The sequence below is a fragment of the Xanthomonas campestris pv. phormiicola genome, assembly GCA_025666215.1.
GTDB lineage: Bacteria > Pseudomonadota > Gammaproteobacteria > Xanthomonadales > Xanthomonadaceae > Xanthomonas_A > Xanthomonas_A campestris_A.
The window spans coordinates 2,945,315-2,957,660 of sequence record CP102593.1 but is presented as its reverse complement, the minus strand read 5'-3'; the positions used below and the strand labels follow the sequence as shown (position 1 = coordinate 2,957,660).

The following is a 12,346-nucleotide window of genomic DNA, read 5'->3' as shown; positions in this document are numbered from 1 at the left end:
CTTCGAGGACGCTGCGATGACCGATGTCGCCCTGATCGATGCCGGCGGCGCCAACCTCGGGTCGGTGCGTTACGCGCTGGAACGCCTGGGCGTGGAAGCCAGGCTGGTGCGCGACGCCGCCGGATTGCAAGGCGCCGACCGGGTGATCCTGCCCGGCGTCGGCGCCGCGCCGCACGCGATGGCGCGGCTGCGCGAGCAAGGCCTGATCGAGCCGCTGCGCGCGCTCGAGGTGCCGCTGATCGGCATCTGCCTGGGCATGCAGCTGCTGTTCGAACACTCCGAGGAGGGCGATGTCGATTGCCTGGGCCTGCTGACCGGCGTGGTCCGGCACATGCCGCCGGCGCTGGGCATCCGCATCCCGCACATGGGCTGGAACCGGCTGTTGCCGATGCGCGCCTCGCCGCTGCTGGAGGGCCTGGCGGACACCGCCACGGCCTATTTCGTGCACGGCTACGCCGCGCCGGTCACCGCCGACACCGTGGCCGCCTGCGACCACGGCGGCCTGTTCACCGCGGTGGTGCAGCGCGGCCGCCGCTGCGGCGCGCAGTTCCATCCCGAGCGCTCGGCGGGCACCGGCGCGCGCATCCTGCGCAACTTCCTCGAGACCGATTTCCCATGAGCTTCATCCTCTATCCCGCGCTGGACATCCGCGACGGCCGCGTGGTGCGGCTGGCGCAGGGCGACTACGCCCGCGAAACCCACTACGGCGACGATCCGCTGCCGCGCGCGCAGGCCTTCGCCGACGCCGGCGCGACCTGGATGCACCTGGTCGACCTGGACGCGGCGCGCGCCGGTGGCTACACCCTGGCGCCGCTGCTGAGCAAGATCGGCGCGCAGACCGGGCTGCAGGTGCAGACCGGCGGCGGCGTGCGCTCGCGCGCCGACGTGCAACGCATCCTCGACGCCGGCGCTGCGCGCGTGGTGATCGGCTCGCTGGCGGTGCGCGATCGCGAGTCGGTGCTGGAATGGCTGGCCGAATTCGGTCCCGAGCGCATCACCGTGGCGCTGGACACGCGCCAGGACGCGCAGGGCGTATGGCGGCTGCCGGTGCTGGGCTGGACCGAGACCTCCTCGCTGACCCTGGAAGCGCTGGCGGTCGAATACGCCGCGGCCGGGCTCAAACACCTGTTGTGCACCGACATCGCCCGCGACGGCATGCTGTCCGGGCCGAACCTGGCGCTGTACGCCTACCTGCGCCAGATCGCGCCGGGCGTGGACGTGCAGGCCTCCGGCGGCATCCGCGACGCCGCCGACGTGCGCGCCGCGCGCGAGATCGGCTGCGCCGGCGCGGTGCTCGGCAAGTCGCTGCTGGAAGGGCGGCTGACGCTGGACGAGGCGTTGGCATGCTGAGCCGGCGCATCATCCCGTGCCTGGACGTGCGCGACGGCCGCGTGGTCAAGGGCGTCAAGTTCCGCGACCACATCGACATGGGCGACATCGTCGAACTGGCGCTGCGCTACCGCGACCAGGGCGCCGACGAACTGGTGTTCTACGACATCGGCGCCAGCCCGGAAGGGCGCTCGGTGGACTACGCCTGGGTCGAGCGCGTGGCGCGGCTGATCGACATCCCGTTCTGCGTGGCCGGCGGCATCCGCGATGTGGTCACCGCGCGTGCGGTGCTGCATGCCGGCGCCGACAAGATCTCGATCAACTCGCCGGCGCTGGAACGGCCGGGGCTGATCGCCGAACTGGCCGAGGCGTTCGGCGTGCAATGCGTGGTGGTCGGCATCGATTCGATCCGCGAGGACGACGGCCAGTGGCGCGTGCGCCGCTTCACCGGCGATCCGAGCAAGACCCAGGCGCTGCGCGTGCGCACCGTGGACTGGGTGGTGGAGGCGCAGCAACTCGGCGCCGGCGAGATCGTGCTCAACTGCATGGACAACGACGGCGTGCGCCGCGGCTACGACATCGCCCAATTGTTCGAGGTGCGCTCGCTGTGCAAGGTGCCGCTGGTCGCGTCCGGCGGTGCCGGCGAACTGCAGCACTTCGCCGATGTGTTCGAACAGGCCGACGTGGACGGCGCGCTGGCCGCCAGCGTGTTCCACAGCGGCGCGATTCCGATTCCCGAGCTCAAGCGCTTCCTGCGCCAACGACAGATCGAGGTGCGCGATGGCGCATGAATACGCAACCGCCGCCGCGACCGCGGATGCGGCGCTGGACCGGAACATGCTGGACTCGAGCGCGCTGGACTCGAGCACGCTGGACTGGAGCAAGGGCGACGGCCTGCTGCCGGTGGTGGTGCAGGACGCGGCCACGCTGCGCGTGCTGATGCTCGGCTACATGAACGCCGAAGCGCTGGCCGCGACCCGCGCCAGCGGCAAGGTCACCTTCTACAGCCGCAGCAAGCAGCGCCTGTGGACCAAGGGCGAAAGCTCGGGCAATACCCTGGACCTGGTCTCGATCGAGACCGACTGCGACCGCGACACCTTGCTGGTGCTGGCGCATCCGCATGGCCCGACCTGCCACCTCGGCCGCACCAGCTGCTTTCCGCAGGCGCCGGGCCAGTTCCTGGGCGCGCTCGACCGGCTGGTCGAACAGCGCGAACGCGAGCGTCCGCCGGGCAGCTACACCACGCACTTGTTCGAGAAGGGCACGCGGCGCATCGCGCAGAAGGTCGGCGAGGAAGGCGTGGAGACCGCACTGGCCGGCGTGGCGCAGGACGACGAAGCGCTGCTCGGCGAATCGGCCGACCTGCTGTACCACCTGACCGTGCTGCTGCGCGCGCGCGGCCTGGCGCTGGCCGACGCGGTCGCGGTGCTTGAAGCACGGCACAAGTAGGTAGGCTGGCGCGACGGCGGTCATCGCCGTGCCGCCGCAGATGGCTACAATCGCGTCTTCTTTCGATTGCCGGATTTCCCGCATGCTGCTGCGCGCCGTCGTGCTTACCTGCCTGTTGACTGCCGCGGCGCCCGGTCTGGCGCAGACGGCGACGATCAGCGGCAGCGTCTACCAGGAACGCGACGGCCACGCCGGTCGCGGCAACGGCGAGCGCGGCATCGCCGGCGTGCAGGTGTCCGACGGCGTGCACATCGTGCGTACCGACGCGCAGGGTCGCTACCGCCTCGAAGTAGAGCCGGGGCGCACGGTGTTCGTGATCAAGCCCGACGGCTACGCCTTCGCCAGCGCCGGCAACGGCCTGCCGGCGTACTGGCGGCACTACGCGCCGGCGGGGTCGCCTGCGCTCAAATATCCGGGCATCGCGGCGACCACCGGCGCCACCAGTGGCTGGGATTTCGCACTACGCGCGCAGCCGGCCGCGGCCAGCACCGAGGTCTTGGTGTTCGCCGACACTCAGACCGCCTCGGCGACCGATGTCGGCTACTACGCGCGCGACATCGTCGCTCCGCTGCTCGGGAAGACCCACGCGCGCCTGGGCACCACGCTGGGCGACGTGGTCAGCGACGACCTGTCGCTGTACCCGGCCTTGAACGCCGAAACCGCCAAGCTCGGCGTGGCGTGGTTCCATGTGCCCGGCAATCACGACCTGAATTTCGATGCGGCCGACGATGCCGGGTCGCTGTCCACCTGGCGCGCGACCTACGGTCCCGATACCTACGCGGTGGAGGAGGGCGGCGCCAGCTTCGTGTTCCTCGACGACGTGATCTACCAGCCGCAGCAGCAGTCCCAATACATCGGCGGCCTGCGCGAGGACCAGTTCGCGTTTCTGCAGGCTTACCTGGCGGCATTGCCGAAGCAGCGGTTGTTGGTGCTCGGCATGCACATCCATCTGTTCGATGCGATTCCCGGCAAGGAGACCTTCCGCCATGCCGACCGCGCGCGACTGTTCGCGTTGCTGAAGGACTTCCCGCACGTGCTGGTACTCACCGGGCACAGCCATACCCAGCGGCACGTCTACTACACCGCGGCCGATGGCTGGCAGGGCGCGACGCCGCTGCACGAATACAACGTCGGCGCCGCATGCGGCGCATTCTGGTCCGGCGTAAAGGACGCCGACGGCCTGCCGGTGGCGACGATGGCCGACGGCACCCCCAACGGCTATGCGGTGCTGACGGTGAAGCGGGGCGGCGACTATGCGCTGGCCTATCATGCCGCGCGCGCGGACGGCGATCCGCAGATGCAGTTGCATGCGCCCAAGCTGTTGCGCCGCGGCGCGTATCCGGCCTGGGCGGTGTACGCGAACGTGTTCATGGGCCAGGACGACAGCCGCGTGGAGTACCGCATCGACGATGGCGCATGGAAGCCGATGCTGCGCGTGCAGCAGCCGGATCCGGACCTGCTCGCCGAGAACGCCCGTGACGATGCCGCCGAGACGCTGCGCGGCTATGACCGCTCGCCGGAAGCGATCCCGTCGCAGCATCTGTGGCGCGGCGCCCTGCCGACCGACCTGGCCGCCGGCGCGCACCGCATCGAGGTCCGCGCCTTCGACCGCTGGCGCGGCGAGCAGCGCGCCAGCACCGGCTATCGCCTGCAGGACGCGACGCCCTGAGCGGCGCGTTGATGCGATCGGTTTCCTGTCCGGCAAAGCCGCTCGCGTTCGCCTTCCCGCGTCGGGACTGAAGTCCCTCCCACCATGCGCCCGACCCGCGGAGGCGCGCCTTCGTAGGCGGTTCAGCCGCGACGAACGAGCCGGCGAACTGATCGGCTCCGCAGGCAAACGGTCGGGGCTGAAGCCTTGCCTGCAGTGCGCCGACCAGCACTCCGAAGCCACGTGTGGGAGCGACTTCAGTCGCGACGAACGCAGCGGGAAGTCTGCAGTCTTCGGACGCAGTCCGGAGCCGATGGCGACAGGCATTCGGCGCCGCGCGCACGCTGCATGTGCCGGCCGTCCATGCAGGATCGGTTGCAACCGCCACAGCCGCAGCAGGTGTGCCGGCGGTCGCTGCGAGCTGTCGGGGCGGAGGCTGCACCTGGCCAGCCCGCCACAAGTCCCCGCAGGAATGGTTTCAACCGCGACGAATACACGGGGAGGTCGCAGGTTGCGGATACGGTCGAGCCTGACGTGATGCGGTGCGCCGACCAATGTGGCAACAGCGCCGGATCGCCTGGCGCGATCAATGGCGACAAGCGCAGCGCAAAGCGTGCGCCAACCCCCAAAACAAAACCGCCTCCACGAGGGAGGCCGGCGAACGCAGGTGATCCTGGCTGGCGAGCGAAGGCGAGCGGGCGGAAGGATCGGGCGCAGCTGGCTGGCGTAGGGCTGGCGGGCTTGCTGCGGGGCCAAGTCTAGCGAGCGCCACGACTCGGCGATCAAACGCGACTCACTCGCATTTCCTCGCGAGGCGGCGCACGCAAGACATGCGCTCGATGCCGCACTGCGTACGTTGTCGGATCGTCTTGCGCGGCGACGCCCATGCTGCGCACGACCGCGCAGGGCGATGCCCATTGCCGCACTCAAGCCCCGTTCCCCGGCGACCTGAGCAAGTCCCTGTGGGAGAGCGCGGTTTGGGGCGAAGCCACCTCGCCCTCCTTTCGGGTGCTGTCGTGCGCGCCGAACCCGCCGTCCCGGCTTCGTCATCGGCATCCGGATCCGACGCCTTGTCCGGCTTGGTTATTGCCTGGCCTTGGCGTCGGCCGCCTTATCTGGCGTTGCCGTCGTCTGCGTCTGTGCCTCAGGTTCCGGATAGGGATACGCCGGCGCCGCGACCGGCTGCAGCTGCGCGCGCCAGCGCTGCAGCAGCGGCGCGATGCGCGCGCCCACGTACAGCTGCGGATACGACGGCGCTTCGCCTTCGGCCTGTTCGCGCGCGCTGATCTCGGCCGTGGCCAGGCGATAGCTCTCGACGAAATCGGTGGTGCGGGCCAGCGCGTCGATCAGCCATGCGCGGCCGAAATAGGTCGCGCTGGCGGTATTGCCGCAGCCGAACGAGGGCCGGTCGCGGCGCGCGGCGGTGATGATCAGCGTGTCCGGGCTCTTCAACGCCGGCACGAAGCCGCCCGAGTAGCAGGCCGACAGCACGATCACCCGGTTGCGGATGCCGGCATCGTCGAGCAGCCCGCGCAGGTCCTTGGGGGTGATGGTGTCGTAGTCGGCATCCTCGCCGGGGCCGAACTGCACATACAGCTCGTGCTGCTCGGTGCCGTGGCTGGTCAGGAACAGCAGCAGCGCGTCCTCGCGCCGGTCCATCAGCTGGCCGATCCGCTGCAGCGTGTCGGCCAGGTTGTCGTAGGAGGCCTGCGGTGCGTAGGCGTGGGCGCCGAGATTGTCGGCGTGGTTGATCAGGGTGACGATGCGCCCCGCCGCGTCGAAGCGCTGCGCGAACAGCTGGCGCAGGTACAGGGTCTCGTTGCGGAACACGTCCTCGCTGGCGTCACCGGCGAAGCCGACCACGTACAGGTCGCTCACGCCCGGCTGCTGCGGCTGCAGCGCGTCCAGCGCCTTGCGCAGTTGCGCCTGGTCGATCGGATCGACCGGCACCGCCGCATCGGCCTGCGCCTGCGCCGCGCCGGCATCCGCATGGCAGGCGGGCAGCAGCAGCGCCAGCAGCATGGCCAGGGCCAGGCGGCGGTGCGGCATGCGGATGCTGCGCAGGAACGGGGGCATGGGCGGCGGAGGCGGCAGGGGAAGGAAGCGCTAACGCGCAGCGGGTGCCGCGAAGCTCAGAACGCCAGCTCGGCGAAACTCTCCACGCGCCGGTGGCCGTTGCAGGCAGCGCCCAGGCGCGGCTCGGGGTAGTCCTGGCGGCGGTCGACCAGCACCGTGTCCAGCCCGGCCGCGCGCGCGGCATCGAGTTCGGCGACCACGTCGGACAGGAACACGATCTGCGCGGCCGGCGCGCCGGTGGCCTCGGCGATGCGCGCATAGCTGGCCGCCTCGCGCTTGGCGCCGACCTCGGTGTCGAACCAGCCGGAGAACAGCCCGCTCAGGTCGCCGGCGTCGCTATGGCCGAAGAACAGTTTCTGCGCCGGCACCGAGCCGGACGAGTACACGTACAGCGGGTGGCCGTCGGCATGCCAGCGGCGCAGCGCCGGCGCGGCGTCGGGATAGATGTGCGCGGCGAAGTCGGCGTCGCGGTAGCCGGCCTCCCAGATCATGCCCTGCAGCGCCTTCAGCGCGGTGTGCTTGCGGTCCTGGTCGATCCAGCCCTGCAGCGTCTCCACGATCACCGCGTCGCTGCAGATGCCGCCGGATTCGCTCGCCACCGCGTCCAGCCATTGCCGCACCTGCGGTTGCTGGCCGTGCGCGCGGACGAAGTCGGGCAGGGCGCGGCGCGCGTAGGGGAACAGCACGTCCTTGACGAAGGAGATGCTGCTGGTGGTGCCTTCGATGTCGGTCACGATCACGCGGGGGGCGCCCATCGCTCAGCTCGCCTCGCCGCGCAGCGCCGCTTCGTAGCGCGGGAAGCGCTGGGCGATGTCGGTGCCGGTGAAGTGGCCGACCCAGCCGTCCGGCTCGGTGAAGAAGCGGATCGCCACGAAGCGCGGCTCCGGGCCCATGTCGAACCAGTGGTGGGTGCCGTCCGGCACCGCGATCAGGTCGTTCTGCACGCATTCGATCTCGTAGACCTTGCCGTCCACGTGCAGGGTGAACAGGCCCGAGCCGGCGACGAAGAACCGCACTTCGTCTTCCTTGTGGAAATGCTCCTCGAGGAACTTCTTGCGCATCTCCTCGCGCTGCGGGTGGTCCGGGGCGATGCTGACCACGTCCACGGTCTTGAAGCCGTGCGCGGCCACCAGCCGGTCGATGTCGGTCCTGTAGGCGGCCATCACCGCCTCCGCGGTGGCGCCGGCCTCGATCGGCTGGTCGGCCTGCCAGCGCTCGAAGGTGACGCCGATCTTGCGCAGCTCGGCGGCGATCGCGTCGCCATCGCGGCTGTCGAACAGCGGCGCGTCGGGAGTGGTTTCGGCGAAGATGCGGAGTCGGCTCATGGCGGCGGGCGAGGGCGTCGTGGAGGGGAGAAAAGGGTAGCAGCTGGCGGGGTAGCCGCCGTTGCGGCGCTGGAACGCTGTCGCACCGGCGCTGTGCGCCGGGGCTCAGCCCGCTGCGCGCAGCTTGCGCAGTTCCAGCTCGCAATGCAGCAGGAATTCGATCGCTTCCAGGTGGCGGCGCGCCTCGGCCATGTCGCGGCCCCAGGCGTAAAGGCCATGCCCGTCGATCAGGTAGCCCCACAGCGGGGCACGGTCCAGCAGCGCGTCCACCTGCGCGGCCAGCACGGTCATGTCCTGGGTGTTGGCGAACACCGGCAGGTCCACTGCGGTCTCGTGGGTCTGGTTGCCATGCAGCGCCTTCAGCAACTCGTAGCCTTCCAGGCGCACGTGGCCGGCATCGGCATACAGCCGCGAGGCGATGGTCTGCACCGGCGAATGCGTGTGCAGCACGCAGCCGACCTGCGGGAAACGGCGGTACAGCTGGGTGTGCAGCAGGGTCTCGGCCGAGGGCCGGTGATCGCTGCCGACCGCCTTGCCGTCGAAGTCCACCACCATGATGTCGGCCTCGACCAGCCGGCCCTTGTCGCGGCCGGACACGGTGATCGCGGCATGCGCGTGGTCGAGCCGGTGCGAGAAGTTGCTGCTGGTGGCCGGGGTCCAGCCGGCCGCCGACAGTTCGCGGATGTTGTCGATCAGCAGGTGCGCCAGCGTGCGCAGGCGTTCGGTATCGTAGGGCTGTGCGTTCATGCCCCTATTCTAGCGAGCCTGTGTGGCACGCAGACGGCTGTGGCGGAAGCCGTAGCCGAAATAGATCAGCAGGCCGAGCACGGTCCAGCCGGCCATCAGCAGCCAGTTGTGCGCGGTCATCGCCGACAGCAGCGCCAGGCAGCTGAGCACGCCAGCGATGCAGATCGGCCAGGCGAACGGGATGCGGAACGGGCGCGGCAGGTCCGGCTGGGTGCGGCGCAGGATCAGCACCCCGGCGCAGACCGCGGCGAAGGCGATCAGCGTGCCCATCGAGGTCAGCTCGCCGAGCACGTCCAGCGGGAACAGCGCCGCCAGCAGCGCGATGCCGATGCCGGTGATCACCGTATTGATGTGCGGGGTGCGGTACTTGGGATGGATCTTGGTGAACAGCGGAGGCAGCAAGCCGTCGCGGGCGATGATCATGAAGATCCGCGGCTGGCCGATGATCATCACCAGCACCACCGAGGACAGGCCGATCAGTGCGCCGATCTCCACCACCACCCGCAGCCAGGCCAGCTGCGGATGCGCGGCCACCGCGGTCACCACCGGCTCGTCGGTGCCCAGTTGGGTGTAGGGCACCAGCCCGGTCATCACCGCCGCCATGGCGATGTACAGCACGGTGCAGACCAGCAGCGACAGGATCATGCCGATCGGCAGGTCGCGCTGCGGCCGGTGCGATTCCTGCGCCGCCACCGACACCGCCTCGAAGCCGATGTAGGCGAAGAACACCATCGCCGCGCCGCGCAGCACGCCTTCCATGCCGTACTTGCCCGGGCCTTGGTTGGCAGGGATGAACGGGTGCCAGTTGGCCGTGTCCACGTACTTCCAGCCGGCCGCGATCACCAGCAGGATCAGCCCGGTCTTGAGTACCACCATCGCCATGTTCATCGCCGAGGACTTGCGGATGCCGACGTAGCACAGCCAGGTCAGCAGCAGCACGATGCCGGCGGCGGGCAGGTTGGCGATCGCGCCGGTGCGCTGCAGCTTGCCGTCCAGCGGCGCGTTGACCAGCGCCGCCGGCAGGTGGATGCCGAAATGGTCGAGCAGGCTCAGGAAATAGCCGGTCCAGCTCACCGCCACCGCCGAGGCCGACACGCCGTATTCCAGCACCAGCATCCAGCCGATGAACCACGCCGCCAGCTCGCCGAAGGTGGCGTAGGTATAGGTGTAGGCGCTGCCGGACACCGGCACCATCGCCGCGAATTCGGCGTAGGCCAGCGCGCAGAACGTGCAGCACAGCGCGGCCAGCACGAACGACAGCATGATCGCCGGGCCGGCATGGTTGGCCGCGGCCTGGCCGGTGATGACGAAGATGCCGCCGCCGATCACCGCGCCGATGCCCAGCGCGGTCAGGCCCCAGGGTCCGAGCGCACGCTGCAGGCCCAGGCCGCCGGCGTCCTCGTGGGCGGCATGGGGGTGTTTGGTGGCCCAGAGTTGTTTGAACATGGAGCGGTTCCAGCCTGGCGCTGCGCGCGATGGACGAAGGGACGAACCCGAAGACCGGCGCAGGCGCCGGTCTTCGGGGGGGAGAATCAGGCCTTTGTAGCCAGGCGGCTGTGGCGGATGCCGTAGCCGAAATAGATGAACAGGCCGATCACGGTCCAGCCGACGAACACCTTCCAGTGTTCCTGGAAGGCCTGCAGGAACAGGAACAGGCAGGCCAGCGCGCCGAGCGGGCAGATCAGCATCGCGAACGGCACCCGGAACGGGCGCGGCAGGTCCGGCTTGGTGAAGCGCAGCACCATCACCCCGACGCAGACCGTGGCGAAGGCGAGCAGGGTGCCCATCGACACCAGTTCGCCGAGCACGTCCAGCGGGATCAGCCCGGCCAGCAGCGCGGCGACCGCGCCGACGAAGAGGGTGCCGACGTAAGGCGTGTGGAATTTCCGGTGCACCTTGCCGAACAGCTTCGGCAGCAGGCCGTCGCGGGACATGGTGTAGAAGATGCGCGGCTGCGCCATCAGCATCACCAGCACCACCGAGGACAGGCCGGCGATGGCGCCGATCTCCACCGCGGTCTTCAGCCAGGCCAGGGTCGGGTAGTGCTCCAGCGCGGTGGCCACCGGCTTGGCGGTGCCGAGCTGGGTGTAGGGCAGCAGGCCGGTCAGCACCGCGCAGACGATGATGTAGATGACCGTGCACACCGCCAGCGACACCAGGATGCCGATCGGCATGTTGCGCTGCGGATCCTTGGTCTCGCCGGCCGAGGTGGAGACCGCGTCGAAGCCGATGTAGGAGAAGAACACGATCGAGGCGGCGCGGAACACGCCGCTCCAGCCGAATTGGCCCGGCCCGGTGTTCTCGGGGATGAACGGATGCCAGTTGGCCGGGTCGACATGGGACACGCCGAAGCCGACGAACAGGCAGATCACCAGGATCTTGATCGCCACCACGATGGCGTTGGCGAACGCCGACTGGGTGGCGCCGACGTAGCACAGCGCGCTGACCGCGACCACGATCAGCACCGCCGGCAGGTTGACGATGCCGCCGGAGGCGACGAAGGCGTGGCCGTTCCAGGCCAGTGGCGCACCGGCCAGCTCCGCCGGGAACGGCAGCCCCAGGGTGCCGGTCAGGAAGCTGATCAGGTAGGCCGACCAGCCGACCGCGACGCTGGAGCCGGCGAACAGGTATTCCAGCACCAGGCACCAGCCGATGAACCAGGCCACGCCTTCGCCCAGGGTGGTGTAGGAGTAGGAGTAGGCGCTGCCGGAGACCGGCATCATCGCCGCGAACTCGGCGTAGCACAGGCCGGCGAAGGCGCAGGCGATGCCGGCGAACACGAACGAGAGCATCACCGCGGGGCCGGCGTGGTTGGCTGCGGCCTGGCCGGTCAGCACGAAGATGCCCGCGCCGATCACCGCCCCGATGCCGAGCATGATCAGGTGCTTGGCGGTGAGGGTCCGTTTCAGCGTGGCTTCGCCTTCCAGGCTGCCTTCGAACGGTTCGCCGGCATCGACGTGGCCGGCAGGCTCGATTGGCTTGACCCTCAACAGCGACTTCAGCATGCGGTGCATTCCCCGGTGGCGATCGGGGCCGTAGTGCCCCGGTAACGATGGTGCGCTAGGCCCAAGCAGGCCACGCAAGCGTCGTACCATGCCAAAGCCGGACGGCCGCCACAAGCCGCGGCGCACCGTCGGCGGCGATAATGGCCGTCCCCGATCGCGAGAACCCCCCATGCCGGACCTCTCCCTGCGCCGCCAGTTGCAGGCCTATGCCGCCCGTTGGCCGCAGGAGGCCGACGTTGCTGCGCAATTCCTGGCGTTGCTCGACGATGCGCAGGACCCGTTCGTGCGCGCGCGCCTGGACGGCCATTTCACCGGGTCGGCCTGGCTGGTCAGCGCCGACGGCACCCGCACCCTGCTGACCCACCACCGCAAGCTGCATCGCTGGCTGCAACTGGGCGGGCATGCCGATGGCGACCGCGACCTGGCGCTGGTGGCGCTGAAGGAGGCCGAAGAGGAATCCGGGCTGTCCGGGCTGGCGTTGCAGGACGGCGCGCTGTTCGACCTGGACCGGCACTGGATCCCCGAGCGCCAGGACGTGCCGGGGCACTGGCATTTCGATGCGCGCTACGTGGTGCGCGCCGGCGCCGACGAGGCGTTCGCGGTCAGCGCCGAATCGCTGGCCCTGGCCTGGCGCCCGATCGCCGAGCTGCTGGCCGAGCCGGACCTGGATCCATCGCTGCGGCGCATGGCCGGCAAGTGGCTGGCGCACGGCGAGCGCTGATGCAGCGGTGGCGGGCGCTGCCGGGCCGGCCGCTGCGCGCGCTGGA

At 69.9% G+C, this 12,346-nt stretch carries 12 protein-coding genes; 6 read left to right on the top strand and 6 right to left on the bottom strand.

The features are described from left to right. Nucleotides 1-16: 16 nt before the first annotated feature. From hisH to NRY95_12190, 5 genes are all read left to right on the top strand, one after another. On the top strand, nucleotides 17-619 hold the full coding sequence (hisH, locus tag NRY95_12210) for an imidazole glycerol phosphate synthase subunit HisH (GenBank protein UYC14517.1): 603 nt from the start codon (nucleotides 17-19) through the stop codon (nucleotides 617-619). Continuing rightward, nucleotides 616-1,350 (top strand): 1-(5-phosphoribosyl)-5-[(5-phosphoribosylamino)methylideneamino]imidazole-4-carboxamide isomerase, encoded by a 735-nt coding sequence (gene hisA / locus NRY95_12205; GenBank protein ID UYC14516.1) that lies wholly within the window; start codon nucleotides 616-618, stop codon nucleotides 1,348-1,350. The genes hisH and hisA overlap by 4 nt, the downstream gene beginning before the upstream one ends. After that, nucleotides 1,344-2,120 carry an imidazole glycerol phosphate synthase subunit HisF gene (gene hisF / locus NRY95_12200; GenBank protein UYC14515.1) on the top strand — a complete coding sequence of 259 codons (777 nt, stop codon included), beginning with the start codon at nucleotides 1,344-1,346 and terminating at the stop codon, nucleotides 2,118-2,120. The genes hisA and hisF overlap by 7 nt, the downstream gene beginning before the upstream one ends. Nucleotides 2,121-2,166: 46 nt before the next feature. After that, nucleotides 2,167-2,778: a bifunctional phosphoribosyl-AMP cyclohydrolase/phosphoribosyl-ATP diphosphatase HisIE gene (hisIE, locus tag NRY95_12195; GenBank protein ID UYC14514.1), complete on the top strand. Its 612-nt coding sequence runs from the start codon at nucleotides 2,167-2,169 to the stop codon at nucleotides 2,776-2,778. Nucleotides 2,779-2,860: 82 nt separating this feature from the next. Continuing rightward, the gene (locus NRY95_12190) at nucleotides 2,861-4,447 is read left to right on the top strand and encodes a calcineurin-like phosphoesterase family protein (GenBank protein ID UYC14513.1); all 1,587 of its coding nucleotides are present in this window, start codon (nucleotides 2,861-2,863) and stop codon (nucleotides 4,445-4,447) included. A 1,062-nt stretch (nucleotides 4,448-5,509) separates the two neighbouring features. Here NRY95_12190 and NRY95_12185 read toward each other — a convergent pair. The 6 genes from NRY95_12185 to NRY95_12160 all read right to left on the bottom strand — a co-directional run bounded on the left by NRY95_12185 (nucleotide 5,510) and on the right by NRY95_12160 (nucleotide 11,579). Further along, a complete protein-coding gene (locus NRY95_12185) occupies nucleotides 5,510-6,502 on the bottom strand; it encodes a C13 family peptidase (protein UYC14512.1) in 993 nt (330 codons plus the stop codon). Nucleotides 6,503-6,558: 56 nt separating this feature from the next. After that, entirely contained in the window at nucleotides 6,559-7,257 is a 699-nt protein-coding gene (gene mtnC / locus NRY95_12180; GenBank protein UYC14511.1) for an acireductone synthase, read from the bottom strand. A gap of 3 nt (nucleotides 7,258-7,260) precedes the next feature. Continuing rightward, nucleotides 7,261-7,827 (bottom strand): acireductone dioxygenase, encoded by a 567-nt coding sequence (locus NRY95_12175; GenBank protein UYC14510.1) that lies wholly within the window; start codon nucleotides 7,825-7,827, stop codon nucleotides 7,261-7,263. A 105-nt stretch (nucleotides 7,828-7,932) separates the two neighbouring features. After that, nucleotides 7,933-8,574 carry a methylthioribulose 1-phosphate dehydratase gene (locus tag NRY95_12170; GenBank protein ID UYC14509.1) on the bottom strand — a complete coding sequence of 214 codons (642 nt, stop codon included), beginning with the start codon at nucleotides 8,572-8,574 and terminating at the stop codon, nucleotides 7,933-7,935. Nucleotides 8,575-8,583: 9 nt separating this feature from the next. Next, entirely contained in the window at nucleotides 8,584-10,020 is a 1,437-nt protein-coding gene (locus NRY95_12165; protein ID UYC14508.1) for an amino acid permease, read from the bottom strand. Nucleotides 10,021-10,106: 86 nt separating this feature from the next. Further along, nucleotides 10,107-11,579 (bottom strand): amino acid permease, encoded by a 1,473-nt coding sequence (locus tag NRY95_12160; GenBank protein ID UYC14507.1) that lies wholly within the window; start codon nucleotides 11,577-11,579, stop codon nucleotides 10,107-10,109. A 169-nt stretch (nucleotides 11,580-11,748) separates the two neighbouring features. Here NRY95_12160 and NRY95_12155 point away from each other — a divergent pair, with 169 nt between their 5' ends. After that, nucleotides 11,749-12,300 (top strand): NUDIX hydrolase, encoded by a 552-nt coding sequence (locus NRY95_12155; protein ID UYC14506.1) that lies wholly within the window; start codon nucleotides 11,749-11,751, stop codon nucleotides 12,298-12,300. The last annotated feature ends 46 nt before the right edge of the window (nucleotides 12,301-12,346 follow it).